The organism is Rahnella aceris (assembly GCF_011684115.1).
GTDB classification, from domain to species: Bacteria; Pseudomonadota; Gammaproteobacteria; order Enterobacterales; family Enterobacteriaceae; genus Rahnella; species Rahnella aceris.
Genome location: NZ_JAADJV010000001.1, coordinates 1,688,397 through 1,708,838, shown reverse-complemented (window position 1 = coordinate 1,708,838; position 20,442 = coordinate 1,688,397). Strand labels below are relative to the sequence as shown.

21 protein-coding genes and 1 pseudogene are annotated in these 20,442 nt (G+C 50.7%); 13 read left to right on the top strand and 9 right to left on the bottom strand.

Annotated features, from left to right (window positions below; all coding sequences use genetic code 11):
• Positions 1-15: 15 nt before the first annotated feature.
• From GW591_RS07660 to GW591_RS07650, 3 genes and pseudogenes are all read left to right on the top strand, one after another.
• Positions 16-336, top strand: coding sequence for a hypothetical protein (locus tag GW591_RS07660; RefSeq protein WP_121019246.1), 321 nt, complete (start codon positions 16-18; stop codon positions 334-336).
• Complete coding sequence (locus GW591_RS07655; protein WP_121019247.1) at positions 327-1,130, top strand: FRG domain-containing protein; 804 nt, start codon at positions 327-329, stop codon at positions 1,128-1,130. The genes GW591_RS07660 and GW591_RS07655 overlap by 10 nt, the downstream gene beginning before the upstream one ends.
• Positions 1,131-1,915: 785 nt before the next feature.
• Positions 1,916-2,203: pseudogene (locus GW591_RS07650) on the top strand (ISL3 family transposase); the annotation flags it as partial.
• Positions 2,204-2,225: 22 nt separating this feature from the next.
• Here GW591_RS07650 and GW591_RS07645 read toward each other — a convergent pair.
• Together GW591_RS07645 and GW591_RS07640 are read right to left on the bottom strand one after the other, a co-directional pair.
• Positions 2,226-3,923 carry a DUF4041 domain-containing protein gene (locus tag GW591_RS07645; protein ID WP_121019248.1) on the bottom strand — a complete coding sequence of 566 codons (1,698 nt, stop codon included), beginning with the start codon at positions 3,921-3,923 and terminating at the stop codon, positions 2,226-2,228.
• An 875-nt stretch (positions 3,924-4,798) separates the two neighbouring features.
• Complete coding sequence (locus GW591_RS07640; protein WP_013575820.1) at positions 4,799-6,481, bottom strand: aspartate:alanine antiporter; 1,683 nt, start codon at positions 6,479-6,481, stop codon at positions 4,799-4,801.
• A 323-nt stretch (positions 6,482-6,804) separates the two neighbouring features.
• On the opposite strand from GW591_RS07640, the gene ybjM reads away from it, so the two are divergent.
• Positions 6,805-7,176, top strand: a complete 372-nt coding sequence (gene ybjM / locus GW591_RS07635; RefSeq protein WP_013575819.1) for an inner membrane protein YbjM — start codon at positions 6,805-6,807, stop codon at positions 7,174-7,176.
• Between the two features lie 78 nt (positions 7,177-7,254).
• Here the strand turns inward: ybjM and GW591_RS07630 are convergent, their stop codons facing one another.
• The gene (locus GW591_RS07630) at positions 7,255-7,521 is read right to left on the bottom strand and encodes a GrxA family glutaredoxin (RefSeq protein WP_013575818.1); all 267 of its coding nucleotides are present in this window, start codon (positions 7,519-7,521) and stop codon (positions 7,255-7,257) included.
• A gap of 285 nt (positions 7,522-7,806) precedes the next feature.
• On the opposite strand from GW591_RS07630, the gene nfsA reads away from it, so the two are divergent.
• The 9 genes from nfsA to rlmC all read left to right on the top strand — a co-directional run bounded on the left by nfsA (position 7,807) and on the right by rlmC (position 16,560).
• Positions 7,807-8,529 carry an oxygen-insensitive NADPH nitroreductase gene (nfsA, locus tag GW591_RS07625; RefSeq protein ID WP_013575817.1) on the top strand — a complete coding sequence of 241 codons (723 nt, stop codon included), beginning with the start codon at positions 7,807-7,809 and terminating at the stop codon, positions 8,527-8,529.
• 18 nt (positions 8,530-8,547) lie between these two features.
• On the top strand, positions 8,548-9,450 hold the full coding sequence (gene rimK, locus GW591_RS07620) for a 30S ribosomal protein S6--L-glutamate ligase (RefSeq protein ID WP_013575816.1): 903 nt from the start codon (positions 8,548-8,550) through the stop codon (positions 9,448-9,450).
• Between the two features lie 148 nt (positions 9,451-9,598).
• On the top strand, positions 9,599-10,081 hold the full coding sequence (locus tag GW591_RS07615; protein ID WP_013575815.1) for a type III secretion system chaperone family protein: 483 nt from the start codon (positions 9,599-9,601) through the stop codon (positions 10,079-10,081).
• 431 nt (positions 10,082-10,512) lie between these two features.
• Positions 10,513-11,622, top strand: coding sequence for a spermidine/putrescine ABC transporter substrate-binding protein PotF (gene potF, locus GW591_RS07610; RefSeq protein ID WP_013575814.1), 1,110 nt, complete (start codon positions 10,513-10,515; stop codon positions 11,620-11,622).
• A 267-nt stretch (positions 11,623-11,889) separates the two neighbouring features.
• On the top strand, positions 11,890-13,023 hold the full coding sequence (gene potG / locus GW591_RS07605; protein WP_013575813.1) for a putrescine ABC transporter ATP-binding subunit PotG: 1,134 nt from the start codon (positions 11,890-11,892) through the stop codon (positions 13,021-13,023).
• A 12-nt stretch (positions 13,024-13,035) separates the two neighbouring features.
• On the top strand, positions 13,036-13,989 hold the full coding sequence (gene potH / locus GW591_RS07600; RefSeq protein WP_013575812.1) for a putrescine ABC transporter permease PotH: 954 nt from the start codon (positions 13,036-13,038) through the stop codon (positions 13,987-13,989).
• Complete coding sequence (gene potI / locus GW591_RS07595) at positions 13,986-14,831, top strand: putrescine ABC transporter permease PotI (protein ID WP_013575811.1); 846 nt, start codon at positions 13,986-13,988, stop codon at positions 14,829-14,831. The genes potH and potI overlap by 4 nt, the downstream gene beginning before the upstream one ends.
• Positions 14,832-14,898: 67 nt before the next feature.
• Positions 14,899-15,345, top strand: a complete 447-nt coding sequence (locus GW591_RS07590; RefSeq protein WP_013575810.1) for a YbjO family protein — start codon at positions 14,899-14,901, stop codon at positions 15,343-15,345.
• 84 nt (positions 15,346-15,429) lie between these two features.
• Positions 15,430-16,560 carry a 23S rRNA (uracil(747)-C(5))-methyltransferase RlmC gene (gene rlmC / locus GW591_RS07585; protein ID WP_119261721.1) on the top strand — a complete coding sequence of 377 codons (1,131 nt, stop codon included), beginning with the start codon at positions 15,430-15,432 and terminating at the stop codon, positions 16,558-16,560.
• A gap of 5 nt (positions 16,561-16,565) precedes the next feature.
• Here rlmC and fliR read toward each other — a convergent pair whose 3' ends face one another.
• The 6 genes from fliR to fliM form a co-directional block, all read right to left on the bottom strand.
• On the bottom strand, positions 16,566-17,351 hold the full coding sequence (gene fliR / locus GW591_RS07580; protein ID WP_013575808.1) for a flagellar biosynthetic protein FliR: 786 nt from the start codon (positions 17,349-17,351) through the stop codon (positions 16,566-16,568).
• 3 nt (positions 17,352-17,354) lie between these two features.
• Entirely contained in the window at positions 17,355-17,624 is a 270-nt protein-coding gene (fliQ, locus tag GW591_RS07575; RefSeq protein WP_013575807.1) for a flagellar biosynthesis protein FliQ, read from the bottom strand.
• A 167-nt stretch (positions 17,625-17,791) separates the two neighbouring features.
• Complete coding sequence (gene fliP / locus GW591_RS07570; protein WP_013575806.1) at positions 17,792-18,574, bottom strand: flagellar type III secretion system pore protein FliP; 783 nt, start codon at positions 18,572-18,574, stop codon at positions 17,792-17,794.
• Positions 18,571-19,008 (bottom strand): flagellar biosynthetic protein FliO, encoded by a 438-nt coding sequence (gene fliO, locus GW591_RS07565; RefSeq protein WP_013575805.1) that lies wholly within the window; start codon positions 19,006-19,008, stop codon positions 18,571-18,573. Before fliO ends, fliP begins: the two co-directional genes overlap by 4 nt.
• Positions 19,008-19,424, bottom strand: a complete 417-nt coding sequence (fliN, locus tag GW591_RS07560; protein WP_013575804.1) for a flagellar motor switch protein FliN — start codon at positions 19,422-19,424, stop codon at positions 19,008-19,010. Before fliN ends, fliO begins: the two co-directional genes overlap by 1 nt.
• The gene (gene fliM / locus GW591_RS07555; RefSeq protein WP_013575803.1) at positions 19,417-20,439 is read right to left on the bottom strand and encodes a flagellar motor switch protein FliM; all 1,023 of its coding nucleotides are present in this window, start codon (positions 20,437-20,439) and stop codon (positions 19,417-19,419) included. Before fliM ends, fliN begins: the two co-directional genes overlap by 8 nt.
• Between the last annotated feature and the right edge of the window lie 3 nt (positions 20,440-20,442).

Sequence of the window (20,442 nt, the reverse complement as noted above, 5' to 3'; positions counted from 1 at the left end):
TGAGGAGATGAAAACGTGATAGTTAGAACATGGCACGGATGCGTACCCGTAAAACATGCAGCAGGATTTGCTGAACATCTGCAACTGACGGGCGTCCAGCATTCTCAGGGTATCGAAGGCAATTTAGGCGCTTTGGTCAAAAGCGTTTCGCAAGGGGACTGGGAGCATTTTTTCCTGGCAACCTACTGGCGGGATATCGAAGCAGTAAAAGCCTTTGCCGGTGATGACTATCATGTTGCCGTGACCTATCAGGACGATGAACAGTTTGAATTGCTGTCTGATCCTTATGTGTTTCAGCATGAGGTTGAGGGTGTGGTGGGTAAACTATGGAATTAATCGAAACGGAGTTATTCGGCCCATTGATAGCACCTGATGAATTTTGGCAGATTATTGAGTTTGCTTCTGTGGACAAAGACGGCGCACGAAATATCTATCTTTGGAGAGGTCAAGGCAACATTGAGTGGCCTATTCATAGCGGGGCATATAGACGGCTCGCGAAAGATAAAAGTTATCTTCCTTCGGAAATGAGTATGCGTGACTATGAAAGGGAGCTTCTAAGTAGTGCGAAACACCAAGGATATCATTACGAAAATGGGCGAGTGCTTTGTGATTTTGAATTACTGGCAAAGCTTCAACACCATGGTGCAGCAACACGTTTGGTAGACGTTTCAAGAAATATGCTTGTTGCCCTCTGGTTTGCCTGTAATTCTGAAAGAGATAAAATCGGACTATTATTCGGTCTGCATTGGGCAAGCGTTCGTGGCTTTGAGGGAAGGCCTGAACTACGAACTTACAATGAAATATTTGGTTCAGGCGATCCGAAACCAGATGATGTCTTGGAGGTGTGCCCAAGATTATGGCAACCACCTGTTGTGACGAAAAGGATTGCCGCTCAGAATGCACAATTCTTATATAGCCGAGTTAGCGATGAACTAGAGGGAAGCTTATTATTCCAAAAAAATTCGCAATGGGTAAAACTAATTGCTCTTACACCGGACATGAAGAGGGAGTGCTTAGTCATGCTCGAAAAGGTTTTCGACATCAGGCAATTTACTCTTTTCCCCGACATTGATGGGTTTTGTTATGCCAACAGCACCAGTTTTGAAAGTCATAGTAATGAGCGCTGGTAGTGATAAGTTTTATCTGGCACTCAGTATCTCAATGAGATTATACAATTAAAGTACGCTAAAATATTATTCCACAAGCAATGAAAGCATTGTGACCGGTGGGTTATATTAAACCTAATAGGCAGATGTATCACTTACCCGTTAAGGTTATATCAAAGTTAGTTGTGTCATCCTGGCTAGACTCAGACCTATTCTCGTTTTCATCTATGGTATACCTTTTCCTTTAGTTGCAAACATCTTCGACACCCTGCAGCCAGAACGGCTGGCAGGGTAGCGTTCACACATTTATTGACCAGTTGTCACTTTGCGGACTGCCATGCGTGATTCCCTCCAAAGAAGGGGATATTTAACTGTATACAAAAGGGTCTTCCCCCGTTGTGGTGGCTATTGTAGGATTTGGTTGTTCACCGAACAATGGGAGGTACCACTTGAGTAATGCTGCTGTTGTCATCAGAAATTACAGTTCTACTTTTCCTGACCCTATTTTGATAACGAAAAATGATACTGCCGTTATTAGCCATTGTGACCTTGAATATCCGGGGTGGGTATTGATAACACTCACCTCAGGGAAAGCCGGATGTGCTCCCCAACAAATATTTTCTCCCCCTCAGTTCTAAAGAAGTTATCTGTCTTGAAGACTATATGGCCCATGAACTCTCAGTCAGGTCCAGCGAGAAAATTCTGTCATCTAGTCTCTAAACTGCTGGTGCTGGGCGCTCAAACATTCTGGAGAGTATGGTTTGGTGCCAGAAAAATGTATAAGTACCTAACCAACCCAGAGCACTTTCATGGACAAAAATCCCTCTATCCTTATCCTGTCTTTACCGTGGCAGGTTCAGTTTCTTTCTCTTGTTGAAAAATCCTGTTCTGTGACGGACATTGTCGGCATTGCTGGGCACACACAACTGCCCCCCAACCTGCGGTAAATCCTGCTCCATACATGTTCACCGGCGTCGCAAGTGGCATCACCTCGATACCTGTCAGTTCAACCCGCTGGTTGAGCTGATGTCCCCTGCGTGGTCTTCACCGAGCACGGTTACCAGACACTTCCGGTTCCGTGGAAGGGCCAGGCAGCCGCTTTATGAAAAAGCATAAATATTAAGCAACCACAAGCTCCTCATTTGCAGTGATTGCTGCTGAACGCTCATTTTCAATAGCTAAGGACTCTCTATATTCTTTGGCGTCCGCAAACATTGTCCAGTGCGCACTGATGCTCATATCTTCAATAGTTGATTTGATATCCTTTATCCTGACATTGAAGAACTCTTTACGAGCATTAATCTTGTTCACTTGCCTGTCATTGAATACTTTATGCAAATGGTTTTCTAGTGAAGGCGCATCGTCACTGTAAATCATGGCATGTACATCAAATGAGAATGGAACGCTGGCGTCACCAAGTTCACGAACGCGGTCTAATGGTTCTAGACGACGTGTCATCCCAATTTTGTATACGTGTTCACCGAAAGAGCCAATATTGCTGATAACATATACGTGGCCTGCACGTGTTTGCTGGGCCATTGAAATTGCTCTTTGGTTCTTGGCCTCGGCTTCTTCATATTTGGTTTGAAGCTCAGCTAATTTTTTCTCAAGAGCTAAGCGTTGTTCTTCACTTGCAAGCATTAACTCTTGTGTCGCTTTATCGATGGCTTGCTGTATGGTTTTCTCTTCTTTCTCGGCTTCTTTTATCGCTTTCTCGTAATCACGGCGGGCTTTTTCTTCTTCACGCAGTTGTTCTTTAATTCGTCTTTGCTCCTCTTTTTCTTCAAGCATGATTTCATTTACTGCAACACCCCACTTAAGTTCGTTAAGTCGGGCCTGAAGGTAGATGTCGGTGATCTGAGCAGACCGAAATGCTGAGCCATTAAAATTCACCAACTGGAATGCATCTTTAATTTCTTGTGAAAGTTTACCGTAGTTGTTGTGCTTGATTTTAGAAAGAGTACTGTCAACTTTCCCATTAAATGCATCTAATACAAATTTAATTGCAGTGTTGCGCCTATTGGTTTCAACATACTCGCAGCTTGCGGCTTTACTTGTATTAATAAGAGACTTAGTTAACTCTCGCGCTTTTTGAAGTTCTCTTCCTGCATCCGTAAACTCATAATTGTCTGCAATTTCATCTAAAACGCTGCGGTTGGGAACTATCCATTCATCGCCATATCCTTCAATTTTATTTTTCATGGATTTGGCTACAGCCTGGTATGTTTCAGCAAACTCTTTCGCTTCATAGGCAGAACCAGCAATCTCTTTTGCTCGGATCTCTGCATCAGCGATTATTTTCATCGCATTATCATTTGCATTAGATATCAGCTCATCGGTTTTACTGTTGGCATTATCAAGCCGTTCTTTGGCTTTCAAACGAGCATCTCGCGCGTCTTTAGTGATTGCTACTGCTTCACTGTTTGCATTGTTTATTGTGAGCCGAGCTTGATTATGAGCTTCACTTATAGCTCTGGCGGCCTTTATTTGGGCTTCATCAATTTTTTCTTTGGCTATTGACTCAGCAGTCTTTATCTTTTTCTCAGCATTTTGGACTGCATCATGTAGTCTTTGATACTGCCATAAGGGAGCTGCTTTTCCTTCAAGTTCAGAATGCTCTCGAACAGCTTGAGCAAAATTTTCTTCAATCAGGCTCAGCTTCTCTTGGCTATCATATAATTCATTTGCGAGGGAAGTATTACTTGCGATAAGGTTATCGACCTCCACCTTATGCTTTTTGCTTTTCTTGACTAGGGTAACAGTCAGGATTGGAGAAAGTAGGGCTAACAAGAGTACTAATGTGACAAATAAATCCATTTCATAATCCTTTATTCTGTCAATTCAAAACTGGTGTGATTCTTACATATGTAATCTCTTCAATATCTGAAAAAACACACTCAAAACTGTTGCCTGCGGTGGGAATTTAAATCATGTCCTTGGGCAATCAGATGATTAGTTTAACTGAATAAGTTCCATTGATATTGATCAACCAGTGCCCATCACATACACCTATGAATTTGGTTCACAGATGAATGAGGTTATATCACACTGATATGAAGATATCTTTATCAAGTCTGGATGCCGACATTCATTAATTCAATTCAATTCAATTCAATTCAATTCAATTCGATTATCGGATATGGGATAACTATGAGCCTAAAAATTAGTACGCAAAAAGTTGATACATGGAAGAAGCGCATACAACGAGAAGGCCTGAAGGGGTCTACTTATTTTGCACAGCAGAGTGGGGTTGTATGGGTCTCTGCATCACAAGACCATCAAGCAATCTGTCTTAGAGTACTGGGAAGAGATTCAGGATCCAGTTCGTTGGATAGCTATCTTCGCTGGGATAATGTTAGCGCGATATCGCTCGTGGAATTGCTATATCAGATTGAAGTTGCCTAGCTGGCGGGACATTACACTTGCATTTCTTCCCGCTGCTTTGTCTCGCAACGGATCTAAATGAAGTACTCAATATGCCTTATGCACAAGGTATGAATTTCGGGCAAGAAAAAACCCGGCAATCTTGAACCTAATAAGGCGGGATTGACGGGCTCTCCAAATTTGGGGACTTCAAAGAAAAGCAGTGGCACTAATTAAGACTCTGGCTAACTTTAAAAGTTCGTGCGAGGGGGCAAAAATTTAAAAAAATATTGATTTCTTTTTGCCCCATTACACTTCAATGAGTTACGTCATGCACCGGGCCAGATGATGACGATTAGCGTACCGGCGAGCGTCAGTAATACGTTAGCAATGGCATAGGTTCCTGCATAACCGAGTGCCGGAATGTTACTGCGTGCCGTGTCGCTGATGATTTCCATCGCCGGGGCGCAGGTTCGTGCACCCATGATGGCTCCGAACAGCAAAGCGCGGTTCATGCGTAAAACATATGCCCCGAAGATGAAGCAAATCACCACCGGCACCAGGCTGACAATCAGGCCGGAAAGCAGCATCTGGCCGCCTATTGCGCCGAGACCATTATTGATACCCGCACCGGCACTGAGGCCGACACCCGCCATAAACACCATCAGGCCAAACTCTTTCACCATATTTAGCGCGCCCTGCGGGATATAACCGAAAGTAGGGTGGTTGGCTCGCAGGAAGCCGAGCATGATCCCGGCGAACAGCAGTCCGGCGGCGTTACCGATGCCAAAACTAAAGTTTTTGAACTGGAAAGTGATGAGGCCGATCATCAGGCCGACAATAAAGAAGGCGCAGAAGGCCAGCAAATCCGTGAGCTGACTGTGTACGGAGATAAACCCGATACGCTCCGCCACGCTTTTCACCCGTTTTGCGTCGCCGCTGACCTGCAACACATCGCCTTTATTCAGCACGATACTGTCATCGATAGGCATTTCAATCTGACTGCGGATCACGCGGTTGAGGAAACAGCCCTGATCGGTGAGATTCAGTTGACTCAGACGCTTGCCGACCGCGTGGTTATTCTTGACCACCACTTCTTCGGTCACGATACGCATGTCGAGCAGGTCGCGGTCAAACACTTCCTTACCGTTACGGAAACTCGGGTCGAGGCGTGAATGTGCGTCCGGATAACCGACCAGTGAGATCTCATCGCCCACCTGCAATACGGCGTCGCCGTCCGGTGTCGCCAGGATGCCATTACGGCGGATTCGCTCTATATAGCAGCCAGTCTGACGATAGATCCCCAGTTCACGCAGGTTTTTACCATCAGCCCAGGCCACCAGCTCCTGCCCCACGCGATAGGCGCGGATCACCGGCAGATACACTTTTCGTTTACTGTCGGTATCCAGGCCACGCTCGCGCGCGATCTGCTGGGCGCTGGTAGGCAAATCCTGATGTTGCAGCTTCGGCAGATAACGTGCGCCGAAAATCAGGCTCACCAGACCGATGAGATAGGTCAGGGCGTAGCCCAGGCTCAGGTTATCCAGTTCAGGCCCGAGCATCTTGTTACCGCCCATGGTATTACGCAACGTGTCTCCGGCGCCGACCAGAACCGGGGTTGAGGTCATTGAACCCGCGAGCATCCCGGCGGTGAGGCCGATGTCCCAGCCGAACAAACGTCCGAGTCCGAGTGCCAGTAACATGGCGCTGCCGACCATCACCAGTGCCAGCATGAAATAATTTTTGCCGTCACGGAAGAAAATGGAAAAAAAGTTTGGCCCTGCTTCGACGCCTACGCAGAAAATAAACAACATAAAGCCGAGGTTGAGCGCTTCAGTATTAATACTGAAATGCTGCTGACCCAAAAGCAGCGAAACCACTAATACGCCGATAGAATTTCCGAGCTGAACGGAACCCAGGCGAATTTTCCCCAGGCACAGACCGAGTGCCAAAACCACAAATAATAACAGGATGTAATTCCCGTTTAACAAACTAGCGACGTTTATATTCACAAGGATAACTTATTGTTTACCAACAAATTCTTGATATAGGAGAATGTAAAGGATAAATTCAGAAACAGAAAATTCCTACTCAGGATCGCACGGTCTGTTTCAGCCCCGGCGGGGTGGAAAATTGGGTTTCGGGCGTCATTTTAGTCACAGAACGCCAGTTCAGCCAGAGAAATGCCCGTATAAATCTTCTGAAAGCTTTTTTTGTGTTTCGCGGGAGTGCGGAACGCTCTGGGGAAATGAGCCAGAAGGCTCTGACAGGTAACAAAGAACGCATTTTATGCAGAGAACCTGTGAAATCTCGCCAACTTTAAGGAGGAAGTAAAATGGCAATTTGGCGAAAAGTGGTAGCCCCATTAATTTGTTGCACAATGTTCTTAATTATTTTTCTTATGTTAAAGAATGGCTGGATTATTGTTAGAAATATCGCGCCAGGCCCGGAATATGGCCTGTTATTATTTTTAATTCCCGGCGTGGTGACGTCGCTGATTTCCCGCGATTCGGCGATATTTTCGTCCTTTGTCGGCGGGCTGGTTTCCATCCCTGTGTGCTTTTTATTGCGCATGGCCTTTTATCCACGCGTTCGTCCGCTGATGCAGGAACTGGCCTATGCCACCAGTGCGATATTTTGGTGTGTTCTGGGCGCTATGCTGGTTCATTTGCTGGTCATTGCTTACCGGCAGTTCAGGCAACACTGACATGTCATGATGTAGAAGCCATAAAAAAGGCGCTCACTGAGCGCCTTTTGGCTGTGTATATCTTTATTTTATCGCGGATCAGTTGCTGAACAGCGCCAGATGCTCTTTGGCATAGGCTTCGAAGTCAGTACAGCCACCGATGTGTTTCTGATCGAGGAAAATCTGCGGAACGGTTTCTACCGGTTTACCCACGGTTTTTTCCAGGTCGGCTTTAGTGATGCCTTCCGCGTGAATATCGATGTAGCGGAAGTTGAAATCATCACGTTCTTCAGTCAGTTTTTCAGCCAACTCTTTAGCGCGTACGCAATAAGGACAGCCAGGACGCCCAAAAATTACTGCAAACATGGAGACTCCTTTGTTAATGCCAACAAGATAAATGAAAGGGGAATGTCTGTTTTTGTTAACCACATCACCTTTTTGATGTCGCTACTATGCCTGTTACAAACCATAAAAAAAAGCAGGAATTACCTGTCAGTCCGATACCTTTGACCTATCTGAATGAACCGGCACTCTTTTTCAGACACAGTACATTGTTACAGCTACAGGTGCCGGAATCCTTGCAAACGGTGCTCACAGCATGAATGATTGGGGCAACTTTTTTATTTATCCTTACCGCTCAGGAATTTTTTAATGACGCCGACCATCGATCTTCTGCGCTCACACCGCTCCATCCGTGCTTTTACCGATCAACCGGTCCCGGACGAGCAACGTGAAGCCATTATTGCCGCCGCTCAGGCTGCTTCGACTTCGAGCTTTCTGCAATGTTATTCGATTATCCGCGTGACCGATCCTGTGCTGCGGGAGACGCTGGTGCAGTACACCGGTGGTCAGAAATATGTCGCCAGCGCCGCTGAATTTTGGGTTTTCTGTGCTGATTTCAATCGTAATTTACAGATCAACCCTCAAGCCGAGCTGGGTCTGGCCGAGCAGTTGTTACTCGGTTGTGTGGACACCGCGCTGATGGCGCAAAATGCCATGACGGCGGCGGAGTCACTGGGGCTGGGCGGTGTGTTTATCGGCGGTATCCGTAATCAGGTGGAAGACGTAGTGAATCTGCTGAAACTGCCTAAATTTGTGATGCCTTTGTTTGGTTTATGTATCGGAACCCCCGCGCAGGATCATCAGGTCAAGCCGCGTATGCCGCAGTCTCTGCTGGTGCATGAAAACAGCTATCAGCCGGTAGATAAAGAGCAACTGGCAGAATATGACGACGCACTATCGGCGTATTATCTGCAACGCGACAGCAATGCGCGACGCGATACCTGGAGTGATTTGATTATTCGTACCCTTAAAAAGGAACAACGTCCGTTTATGCTGGACGCATTGCACAAGCAAGGTTGGGCAACACGCTAAACGGCGACGGAGTGTTGGATGAAAATTGCAATTCTTTCCCGTGACGGGTCGTTGTATTCGTGTAAACGCCTGAAGGAAGCGGCTGAAGCACGCGGACATGAGATCGACATTATCGATCCACTGTCCTGCTACATGAATATCAATCCTGCTGCGCCCAGCGTGCACTATCGCGGGCATCAGCTGGATAAGTACCATGCGGTGATCCCACGAATTGGCTCCGCGATTACCTTCTATGGCACAGCGGTGCTGCGTCAGTTTGAAATGCTGGGCAGTTTCCCGCTGAATGAATCGGTGGCGATCACCCGGGCGCGCGATAAATTGCGTTCCATGCAGATTCTGGCGCGTGAAGGCATTGATCTGCCGACGACCGGTTTTGCTAATGCGCCGGATGACACCGCCGATTTGATTGCGCTGGTCGGTGGTGCGCCGCTGGTGGTGAAGCTGGTTGAAGGAACACAGGGGATTGGTGTGGTGCTGGCAGAAACCCGTCAGGCGGCAGAAAGTGTCATTGACGCATTTCGCGGCCTGAACGCGCATATTCTGGTGCAGGAATATATCCGCGAAGCAGAAGGGCGCGACATTCGTTGTCTGGTGGTGGGGAAAAAAGTGGTCGGAGCGATTGAGCGTCAGGCCAAACCGGGTGATTTCCGCTCGAACCTGCATCGCGGCGGGACGGCCACCAATGTCAAAATTACGCCGCAGGAGAAAGACATTGCGGTTAAAGCCGCGCAGACTCTGGGGCTGGACGTCGCCGGGGTTGATATTTTACGTTCAAACCGCGGGCCGCTGGTGATGGAAGTCAATGCCTCGCCGGGGCTCGAAGGGATCGAAGCCACCACCGGTCTGGATATCGCCGGTATGATGATTGACTATATCGAACAAAGAGCGCGGCCGGGATTCCGTCTGAAATCCGGTGGCTAATTCTTATTCCCGTGCGTTAAATGTCCATCAATCCGGTAATGATCGTAGCGCTGACCGGCAATATTCCGTAAGCTATGACCCCTTCGTAATGCCGCTGGCGTTACGAAGGGTTTGTTTTTTTCGTTGTGTTGAACTCGTGAGGCATTCTATGGATTCGCTCATCGTCCCTGATTTAGCGCTGCTGCGGCGCTGGCTGGATCAGCTGGGCATCTCTTTTTTCGAGTGTGATTCCTGTCAGGCTCTCCATTTGCCGCATATGCAGAATTTTGACGGCATTTTTGATGCCAAACTCGATATTGTAGATAATGTGATTTTGTTTTCTGCACTGGCCGAAGTCAAACCGACGGCGTTGATCCCGCTGGTGGCCGATCTGAGCTCGATTAATGCCAGTTCACTGACCATTAAAGCGTTCGTGGATATTCAGGACGACAATTTGCCGAAACTGATTGTTTGCCAGTCACTGACGATTGCAGTGGGTGTGACGGAAGAGCAGTTTGCTTTCTTCCTGCAACAGGCTGAGGAGCAGATGTCGATGATTATTCTCGAAGCGCACGCCAATGACCTGCTTTTCCTTGGCGAGGAAGAAGAAGGCATGCCGGTCACTTCTGTGAATCTGCCTTTACTGCATTAATTTTCCATTTCCGGACATTCATTTCCCCCCTCTGAAGATCCTTTCCTGCGAGCCGTGCTTATTGCGGCTCCGCTGCCTTTATCCGCTTTCGCCATAAGTTATGCTGCATTGGTGTGGTTGTTGCCAGATATTTCACTTTGTTAAAAGGCAAAATGCCAGACGGTATAGACTAAATCTGCATAATTAATCGATAAACGCCGGTTTTGTCTCAGGAGGCTGGTACACAAGGGTTGCAGGCGCTATGCTTCTGACTCTGCATCAAGCGTGATTACGTCGTAAAACCAAACGGTTAATTCGCAGGCAGCGTATGCGTCAACGTTGAATGCCTATGCATATTCCATGGGTGTCGGTTGGCAGTTGTGTGAAAGGTTTTGTATCCGTCTCAATGATACAAATTCGATTTATATTCCCTGTCTTGGAGGTAGTAACGGATGTTCACCCTGCGTAAAAAGTGGTTATCGGGTGTTGTCGCCGGCCTGGTTATGGCTGCGTCCGTCACAGCGTCTGCGGATGAAAAAACGCTGCATATCTATAACTGGTCCGATTATATCGCACCAAATACCGTGCCTGATTTCCAGAAGGAAACCGGCATTAAAGTGGTTTACGACGTGTTTGATTCCAATGAAGTGCTGGAAGGCAAACTCATGGCAGGCAGCACCGGCTTCGATCTGGTGGTACCGTCGGCCAGCTTCCTCGAACGTCAGCTGGCGGCTGGTGTGTTCCAGCCTCTGGATAAGAGCAAACTGCCAAACTACAAAAATATGGATCCTGAGCTGCTGAAGATGGTGGCGCAACATGATCCGGGCAACAAATACGCGATCCCTTATCTGTGGGCGACCACCGGTATCGGCTATAACGTCGATAAAGTGAAAGCCGTACTGGGTAAAGATGCCCCGGTAGACAGTTGGGATCTGGTGCTCAAGCCTGAAAACCTCGAGAAACTGAAAAGCTGCGGCGTTTCATTCCTCGATGCCCCTGCGGAAATCTACGCAACAGTCCTGAATTATCTGCATCTGGATCCGAACAGCACCAAAGCATCAGATTACACCGGTGCAGCCAACGATCTGCTGCTGAAACTGCGTCCGAACATCCGTTATTTCCACTCTTCTCAGTACATTAACGACCTGGCGAACGGCGACATTTGTGTGGCAATTGGCTGGGCTGGTGATGTGATGCAGGCGGGTAACCGCGCGAAAGAAGCGAAAAACGGTGTGAACGTGGCGTACAGCATTCCCAAAGAAGGGGCGCTGGCCTTCTTCGACGTGTTTGCTATCCCGGCAGATGCTAAAAATCTCGATGAAGCCTATCAGTTCCTCAATTACCTGATGGAACCAAAAGTTATCGCGCAAATCAGTAACACCGTTTACTACGCCAGCGGAAACAAAGCCGCGACACCACTGGTTAACGAAGATGTGCGTAACAACCCGGGCATTTATCCACCGGCCGATGTTCAGGCGAAACTCTTCACCCTGAAAGTTCAGGATCCGAAGATTGACCGCGTGATCACCCGTTCGTGGACCAAGGTTAAAACCGGCAAATAATACTCTTCATCCTTCAGGCTGCCTCTGCGTTGGCTGCGCGAACGCGCCCCGGTCACTGACGTGTGTCAGCTCCCGGGGACTTGCTCACTTGCCGCCTTGATGCAACCAGAATGATTTTGAGTATCGTTAATGCGGCTCCGCTTATTGATGGCGGGGCCGCTGACGTTTTGCTTCCGGCTGTATTTTGGGTATACCGATCAGGCACTTTCCCCCCTGACTGTTATGCTTATTTGAACTGCTTTATTCTGATACCGGAGATTTCTCTGAGTGAACGACGCTATCCCCCGCCCGCAGCCTAAGACCCAGAAAGGTTTCACGCCTTTGCTGGAAATCCGCAATCTGACCAAATCTTTTGATGGCCAGGCCGCCGTCGATGATGTGAGCCTGACCATTTATAAAGGCGAGATTTTCGCACTGCTCGGCGCGTCCGGCTGTGGGAAATCAACCCTGTTGCGTATGCTGGCCGGTTTTGAGCCGCCCACGCAGGGCCAAATCGTACTGGATGGCGTAGATCTTTCGCAGGTGCCGCCGTATCAGCGTCCCATCAACATGATGTTCCAGTCTTACGCCTTGTTCCCGCACATGACGGTCGAACAAAACATCGCGTTCGGCCTCAAGCAGGACAAACTGCCGTCAGCGGAAATCAAAAGCCGCGTGGCGGAAATGCTGACGCTGGTGCATATGCAGGAATTCGCCAAACGTAAGCCGCACCAGCTTTCCGGCGGTCAGCGTCAGCGTGTGGCATTAGCGCGCAGCCTGGCGAAAAGACCAAAACTGCTGCTGCTCGATGAGCCGATGGGGGCGCTGGATAAAAAGCTGCGCGACCGTATGCAACTGGAAGTGGTGGATATTCTTGAGCGCGTCGGCGCGACCTGTGTGATGGTGACACACGATCAGGAAGAGGCGATGACCATGGCGGGGCGTATCGCCATCATGAACCGCGGTAAATTCGTGCAAATCGGCGAGCCGGAAGAAATTTATGAACACCCGACCAGCCGTTTCAGCGCCGAATTTATCGGCTCCGTGAATATATTTGAAGGTGTGCTGAAAGAGCGTCTGGACGATGCGCTGCTGCTGACCTCGCCGGGGCTGAGGCATCCGCTGAAAGTCGATCCGGATGTGTCTGTGGTTGACGGCGTGCCGGTGTATGTTGCGCTGCGTCCGGAAAAAATCATGTTGTGTGAAGACGTGCCGCAGGATGGCTGCAACTTCGCGGTCGGAGAGGTGGTCAATATCGCCTATCTTGGCGACCTGTCGATTTATCACGTCAGGCTGCACAGCGGGCAGATGATTACGGCGCAGTTGCAGAACGGTCACCGTTTCCGCAAAGGTATGCCAACCTGGGGCGACGAAGTGCGCCTGTGCTGGGAAGCCGACAGCTGTGTCGTGCTGACTGTTTAAAGGGGGATGAAAATGTCTGTAATCTCCGAAACCCCGGCCAGCAAACCTCCGGGCGGATTTAAAGCCTTCACCGGTCGTCTGCAACAGCGGCATGGCCGCAAGCTGGTGATCCTGCTGCCGCTGGTCTGGTTCCTGCTGCTGTTTTTACTGCCATTTCTGATTGTTTTCAAAATCAGTTTTGCTGAAATGGCGCGGGCCATTCCGCCGTATACCGATCTGGTTACCTGGTCAGACGGCATGCTGGATATTGCACTCAACATCGCCAACTACATCGGCCTGACCCAGGATCCGCTGTATATCGATGCGTATTTGCAATCGCTGCAAGTGGCAGCGATTTCCACGCTGCTTTGCCTGCTGATTGGGTATCCGCTGGCGTGGGCGGTGGCACACAGCCGCACCTCGACGCGCAACATCCTGCTGTTGCTGGTGATCCTGCCATCATGGACGTCATTCCTGATCCGCGTTTATGCCTGGATGGGCATTCTTAAAGACAACGGTGTACTGAATAACGTACTGATCTGGCTGCATGTTATCGACCAGCCTCTGGTGATTTTGCACACCAATCTGGCCGTGTATATCGGCATCGTGTATTCGTATCTGCCGTTTATGGTGTTGCCGATTTACACCGCGCTGACCCGCATGGATTACTCACTGGTGGAAGCGGCGCAGGATCTCGGTGCGCGTCCGATGAAAACCTTTTTCAAAGTGATTATGCCGCTGACCAAAGGCGGGATTATTGCCGGTTCAATGCTGGTCTTTATCCCGGCGGTGGGGGAGTACGTGATACCGGAACTGCTCGGCGGGCCGGACAGTAATATGATCGGCCGTGTCCTGTGGCAGGAATTCTTCAATAACCGCGACTGGCCGGTAGCCTCGGCGGTGGCAGTGGTCATGTTGTTGCTGCTGATCATGCCTATCCTGTGGTTCCAGAAATACCAAAACAAAGAGCTGGGAGATAAAGAATGAATCAGTTACCGGTTGTCCGTTCGCCGTGGCGAATTCTTATTCTGGTGCTCGGCTTTACGTTTTTGTACGCCCCGATGCTGATGCTGGTTATTTACTCATTCAACAGCTCGAAGCTGGTAACGGTCTGGGCTGGCTGGTCTACCCGCTGGTATACTCAGCTTTTCCATGATTCGGCGATGATCAACGCCGTCGGCATGAGCCTGTCGATCGCTACCGCTGCTGCCACCATGGCCGTGGTGGTCGGTACACTGGCCGCCGTGGTGATGGTGCGTTTCAGGCGTTTTCGCGGTTCAACCGGTTTTGCGTTTATGCTGACTGCGCCGCTGGTCATGCCTGATGTCATCACCGGTCTGGCGTTACTGCTGCTGTTTGTGGCGATGGGGCACACTTTTGGCTGGCCGGCTGAACGTGGCATGTTCACTATCTGGCTGGCGCACGTGACGTTTTGTAGTGCGTATGTCGCGGTCGTGGTCTCGGCGCGTTTGCGTGAACTGGACCGTTCCATCGAAGAAGCGGCAATGGATTTAGGCGCACCGCCACTGAAAGTGTTCTTTATTATTACGCTGCCGATGATCTTGCCAGCGCTGATTTCGGGCTGGTTGCTGGCGTTTACGCTGTCGCTCGACGATCTGGTGATCGCCAGTTTCGTCGCCGGGCCGGGCGCGACCACGTTACCGATGCTGGTTTTTGCCAGCGTGCGTATGGGTGTCAACCCTGAAATCAACGCACTGGCGACGCTGATCCTGCTGGTGGTGGGCATCATCGGCATGATTGCCTGGTGGTTTATGTCGCGTGCCGAGAAACAACGGCGCAAAGAAATTCAGCGCGCTCAACGTGCTTAAATTTTAAGATAATTTTCAGGGCGGATGTATTCCGCCCTGAACGTAAATGGAGAGCCCAAACGGATTTATGAAACTGGCATTTATCCCTGTTCCCGTCATGATCGGTGCGTCGGCGATTGTCGCGACGCGCTTGCTCGAATTCATATTATTGTTTGATGCTATGGGCTTTTCAGGGCTGATGAGCTTTATTGAAGTCAGTGCCGAGTCCTGGCTGAACTGTTTCATCATGCTGGCCAGTTTGCTGATTGTGTTGACCGAATGCCGTGCTGCGTACGCTATGATGCGTGGCCGCCGCTGGGGGCGCCGGGCATTCATCGGTTGTCAGGTGATCGTGGTCGGTTACATGCTGCTGGCGTCATTTGACTGGTTCGGCCCGCGTATCTTTCGCTTTAACGTCGAAACACAGGGCGAATTTCTCTATGCGCTGCTGATGCAAAAAATTCCCGATATGCTGGTGCTGCTACTGTTGTATGTGCCTGCCAGCAGCCGCAGATACTTTTCCCGTCGCAAATAGCCTCGATGTAAGTGAGTCTTTCCCGCCGCGCAGTGATAAACTGCGCGCCAGTTTTTTACTGCATCTGATGACCGGAAATTTTTCATGCATTGCGCACTTTACACCGCCGGAACCTGCCGTTCCTGCCAGTGGCTCGACAAACCTTATTTACAACAGTTAGCCGACAAGCAGCGGGATCTCAGCGATTTGCTGTCAGATTTGCCGGTGGCTGAATGGTGTGAACCGGTCACCGGCCCGGAAAGTGCGTTTCGTAATAAAGCCAAAATGGTGGTCAGCGGCAGCGTGGAACGCCCTTTACTTGGGATGTTGCACCGCGACGGCACGCCGGTCGATTTGTGTGAGTGCCCGTTGTATCCGACCAGTTTCCCGGCGGTATTTTCAGTTCTCAAAATCTTTATTGCCCGCGCGGGCCTGACCCCTTACAACGTTGCGCGCAAACGCGGCGAGCTGAAATTCCTGTTACTGACTGAAAGCCAGAAAGATGGCGGCATGATGCTGCGCTTTGTGTTGCGTTCAGACGCCAAACTGGCGCAACTGCGTGCGGCACTGCCGTGGTTGCAACAGCAGTTGCCACAGTTGAAAGTGATTTCCGCCAACATACAGCCGGTGCATATGGCGATCCTCGAAGGTGACACTGAAATTCCACTGACGGATGTTCAGCGGCTGGAAGAAGATTTTAACCATGTCCCCCTGTTTATCCGCCCGCAAAGCTTCTTCCAGACCAATCCGGTGGTGGCTGAAAAGCTTTACGCCACGGCGCGTGACTGGGTGAGGGCGCGAGGGGATATCCGAAGTATGTGGGATCTGTTCTGTGGCGTGGGCGGCTTTGGTCTGCATTGTGCAACGCCGCAGATGAAACTGACCGGTATCGAAATCAGCGCGGAAGCCATTGCCTGTGCGAAAGAATCGGCGGTGCGTCTGGGGCTGCAAAACGTTGAGTTTCAGGCGCTCGATTCTACCGGTTTTGCGACCGGCAAAGGCGAGGTGCCGGATCTGGTGCTGGTGAATCCGCCGCGTCGCGGCATCGGCAAAGCATTGTGCGAATATCTCAGCCACATGGCGCCGGACACGATTCTCTATTCAAGCTGTAACGCCCAAACTATGGCGCAGGATCTGGCGTTACTGCCGGACTATCACATTCTGCGTGTCCGGCTTTTCGACATGTTCCCGCATACCGCGCATTACGAAGTGATGGCGCTGCTGGTGCGGCGTTAAGCCATTCAGTCAGCCGCCAGCTGATTCATGATCAACACAATCTTATCCAGAATTTCACTGAACAGATGCTCGCTGAACGGGGCGAGCATCGGCATCATCAGGCTGATCGCCAGAATCCCAATGCTGAGGGTCAGCGGAAAACCGATGACGAAAACGGAAAGCTGTGGCGTCACGCGGTTTAACAGGCCCAGCGCCATGTTGAGCGTCAGCAGCAATGTCACGATTGGCAGAGCCAGCATCATCCCGCCGCTGAATACAATGCTGCCCGCTTTGGCGACGGCCATAAAACCTTCGGCATTCACCGGATTATGGCTGATGGGCAGGGTATGAAAACTGTCGGCCAGCAGGGAAATCAGCCACAGATGCGCGTTGAAACTCAGGAACAACAACACCGCCAGCAGGTTTAAAAACTGTGCCAGCAGCGGGGTATTGAGACGGTTGCTTGGATCATAAAACGTCGCAAAGGAAATCCCCATCTGCAAACCCATAATTTCACCGGCCATACGGATGGCGGCAAAGGCCAGTTGCATGGTGATACCCAGCGCGGTGCCAATCATAATCTGCTGCATTGCCAGCCACAGTGCAGGCGTGGAGAAGATCGGCGTGTCCACCGGCGGCAGGGAAGGCGCAATCAGGAAGGTAATCATCATCCCAAGACCGAGTTTCACGCGGTTTGGCACTGACTTTTCACTGGTGATCGGCGCGGTGCTGATCAGCGCCAGAATTCGCAGCAGGGGCCAGAAATACATGCTCAGCCATCCGGCTAACTGGGTGCTGTCGAAGGAAACCATAGATTACCCGATGATGTACGGCAGGTTGGTAAACAACGTGCGCATGTAATCGAGCAGCAGATTCAGCATCCACGGCCCGGCGATCACGATAGTCGCCACAACGGCCAGAATTTTAGGAATGAAGGACAGCGTTTGTTCGTTGATTTGTGTCGCCGCCTGCAACAGGCTGACGATAAGCCCGGTCACCAGCGCGGCCAGCAACAAAGGCGCAGCAACGGCCAGCGCCACTTTCATTGCCTCGTTACCCAGTGCCATTACCGATTCAGGAGTCATAAGATTCTCGTAAAAGAAGACGGGCGACTCCCTCCCCTGCGAAGGGGAGGGTTGGGGTGGGGTATGAATAGCAGCTCAGAATTTCAAGTTGCCTGTAAAACCCCCTCCCGGCCTCCCCCTTCGCAGGGGGAGGAGCAAAAAACGCCCAACAATTTTAGCGTTTTGAATTAACTGTAAAAACTCTGCGCCAGCGATCCGAGCAGCAGTTGCCAGCCATCGACCAGCACGAACAACATCAGCTTGAACGGCAGTGAGATGGTGGCGGGTGGCACCATCATCATCCCCAGCGCCATCAGTACGCTGGCGACCACCAGGTCGATAATCATGAACGGTATGAATACGGTGAAGCCAATCTGGAAAGCGGTTTTCAGTTCGCTGGTGACGTAAGCCGGTAACAAAATACGCATCGGCACGGCTTCCGGGCCTGCAAGAGGCGGGATGTTAGCCAGACGCGCATACAAAGCCAGATCGCTTTCGCGGGTCTGGCGCAGCATAAACTGGCGTAACGGCTGAGCGCCTTTGTCCATTGCTTCCTGCATGGTGATCTTGTTTTCGCTGAAGGGCTGATAAGCATCGCTGTAAATTTTGTCGAATACCGGTGCCATCACGAAGAAGGTCAGAAACAGGCCAAGGCCGAGCAGCACCTGGTTTGGCGGCGCGGAAGGTGTACCCAGTGCATTTCGCAGTAAACCCAGCACGATAATGATGCGGGTAAAACTGGTACACATCAGCAGCATCGCAGGTAACAGGGTCAGTGTGGTGATAAACACCAGCGTCTGGATCGGCAGCGACCAGTTTTGTGTCCCGTTAGACATCTGCTGGCTGATGATCCCCGGTAACTGTGCAAAAGCTGCCGGGCTGGCAAGCAATAGCAGCGGCAGACACAGGTGAGTGACCAGGCGAACAGGGCGCTGACGGGCAGCGGTAAGGGCGGATTTCAACAAGGTCATGCCTGCTTTCCCGGACGTTTCAACATTTTCTGCATCAGCTGACGGAAATCAGCGGGTGGGTGATTGGGATTGCCTGAGTCTGGCGTCTGTTCAACCGGAGGCGCGCTCAGCGTATGCAGCGGGGTGATGTTTTGCGCCGTCACGCCCAGCACCAGCCAGGTATTGTCGACCTCTACGATCACTACTTTTTCACTGCGACCGACCTGTACACTGGCGGTCACTTTCAGCAGTTTGTTATTTTTAGACTGTGGCGCGAAACCGGCACGCTTAACCACCCAGCCGATAAACAGGATCAGTAGCAGGATGCCGCCGAGTACAGTACTGACTTGTGTCAGTACAGAACTGGCAGGCATCGCCTGAGGTGATGCCTGGGTGGTAGCGTGATTGACCGGGCCGGAAATGTACGGAGAATCCGTCGCGGCATTCTGGCTCATCAGCGGCTCAGGCGACGCATACGTTCGGACGGGGTGATGATGTCAGTGATACGCACGCCGTATTTATCGGCGACCACCACTACTTCACCCTGAGCAATCAGATAACCGTTGATCAGGATATCCAGCGGTTCACCGGCCAGACCGTCGAGCGACACCACGGAACCCTGCGACAGACGCAGCAGTTCTTTGATGGTCATTTTAGTGCGACCTAATTCCACGGTCAGTTTCACCGGAATATCGAGGATCATGTCGATATCTTGCAAACTGCCTGTTCCGTCCTGGGCACCCAGCGCGGCGAAAACACCGTCAGTTGACGCTTTCGCGCCGCCCGCAGACTGTTGTTCGTTAAACGCATCAGCCCATAAATCGTCAACGTTATCCGATCCGGCGTCAGACGGCTTATTGGTGTCACTCATGGGGCTGTTCCTCATCTAGAGAATTTAAAATTGGGTTGATCAAATGTTCAACGCGCAGGGCGTATTGTTCGTTTAAGGTGCCATATTGGCTGGTCAGCACAGGCACGCCATCGACGTGAGCGATCAGGCGGTCCGGCTTCTCAATCGGCAGTACATCGCCCGGTTTCAGTTTCAGGATCTGCGACAGGCGCAGCGGGATTTCGACGAAATTCGCCACCAGTTCGAGCTCAGACTGCTGAACCTGATGCACCAGGTTTTCACGCCACTGACTTTCTTCATTACGTGAGTTTTCGACCGGCGGATTGGTCAGTAACTCGCGTAAAGGTTCGATCATGCTGAACGGAATACAGATGTTGAAATCACCGCTCAGCGCACCGATTTCCACATGGAACGGCGTGGTCACCACGATGTCGTTCGGGGAAGAGGTGATGTTAGTGAATTTGATCTGCAATTCGGCACGCACATATTCAACGCTGAGCTTGTAAACGCCGCTCCAGGCATCTTCGTAGGCATCCAGTGCCAGCCTGAGCATGCGCTTAATCACGCGCTGTTCGGTGTGGGTAAATTCGCGGCCCTCCACTTTGGTCGGGAAACGACCATCGCCCCCGAACAGGTTATCCACTGCGATAAACACCAGGCTCGGTGCGAACACAAACAGCGCCGTGCCGCGCAGAGGTTTCAGGTGGATAAGGTTCAGGTTGGTGGGCACCGGTAAGTTGCGTGCGAAATCGTGGTAGGGCTGGATTTTGATCGCCCCTACGGTGATGTCCGGGCTACGGCGCAAGAGGTTGAACAGCCCCATACGGAAATGACGGGCAAAACGCTCGTTAATGATTTCCAGAGCCTGCAACCGCTCACGCACAACGCGACGCTGCGTCGTAGGGTCAAAAGGTTTTACACCGTCATCAGACGCGGCAGTCTTTGCTGCAGCCGCAGTGTTGCTTGCATTATCACTGTCACTGTCACCATTGAGCAGCGCGTCGATCTCGGCCTGTGAAAGTATGCTGTCGCCCATAAT

Excerpts from the sequence above, each read along its gene's own strand:
- potI (WP_013575811.1), top strand. The coding sequence starts at position 13,986 with ATGAATCAGTTACCGGTTGTCCGTTCGCCGTGGCGAATTCTTATTCTG.
- ybjM (WP_013575819.1), top strand. The coding sequence starts at position 6,805 with ATGGCAATTTGGCGAAAAGTGGTAGCCCCATTAATTTGTTGCACAATG.
- fliO (WP_013575805.1), bottom strand. The coding sequence starts at position 19,008 with ATGAGCCAGAATGCCGCGACGGATTCTCCGTACATTTCCGGCCCGGTC.
- potF (WP_013575814.1), top strand. The coding sequence starts at position 10,513 with ATGTTCACCCTGCGTAAAAAGTGGTTATCGGGTGTTGTCGCCGGCCTG.
- nfsA (WP_013575817.1), top strand. The coding sequence starts at position 7,807 with ATGACGCCGACCATCGATCTTCTGCGCTCACACCGCTCCATCCGTGCT.
- rlmC (WP_119261721.1), top strand. The coding sequence starts at position 15,430 with ATGCATTGCGCACTTTACACCGCCGGAACCTGCCGTTCCTGCCAGTGG.
- potH (WP_013575812.1), top strand. The coding sequence starts at position 13,036 with ATGTCTGTAATCTCCGAAACCCCGGCCAGCAAACCTCCGGGCGGATTT.
- rimK (WP_013575816.1), top strand. The coding sequence starts at position 8,548 with ATGAAAATTGCAATTCTTTCCCGTGACGGGTCGTTGTATTCGTGTAAA.
- GW591_RS07615 (WP_013575815.1), top strand. The coding sequence starts at position 9,599 with ATGGATTCGCTCATCGTCCCTGATTTAGCGCTGCTGCGGCGCTGGCTG.
- GW591_RS07655 (WP_121019247.1), top strand. The coding sequence starts at position 327 with ATGGAATTAATCGAAACGGAGTTATTCGGCCCATTGATAGCACCTGAT.
- fliN (WP_013575804.1), bottom strand. The coding sequence starts at position 19,424 with ATGAGTGACACCAATAAGCCGTCTGACGCCGGATCGGATAACGTTGAC.
- fliM (WP_013575803.1), bottom strand. The coding sequence starts at position 20,439 with ATGGGCGACAGCATACTTTCACAGGCCGAGATCGACGCGCTGCTCAAT.
- GW591_RS07630 (WP_013575818.1), bottom strand. The coding sequence starts at position 7,521 with ATGTTTGCAGTAATTTTTGGGCGTCCTGGCTGTCCTTATTGCGTACGC.
- GW591_RS07645 (WP_121019248.1), bottom strand. The coding sequence starts at position 3,923 with ATGGATTTATTTGTCACATTAGTACTCTTGTTAGCCCTACTTTCTCCA.
- GW591_RS07590 (WP_013575810.1), top strand. The coding sequence starts at position 14,899 with ATGAAACTGGCATTTATCCCTGTTCCCGTCATGATCGGTGCGTCGGCG.
- fliP (WP_013575806.1), bottom strand. The coding sequence starts at position 18,574 with ATGACCTTGTTGAAATCCGCCCTTACCGCTGCCCGTCAGCGCCCTGTT.
- fliQ (WP_013575807.1), bottom strand. The coding sequence starts at position 17,624 with ATGACTCCTGAATCGGTAATGGCACTGGGTAACGAGGCAATGAAAGTG.
- fliR (WP_013575808.1), bottom strand. The coding sequence starts at position 17,351 with ATGGTTTCCTTCGACAGCACCCAGTTAGCCGGATGGCTGAGCATGTAT.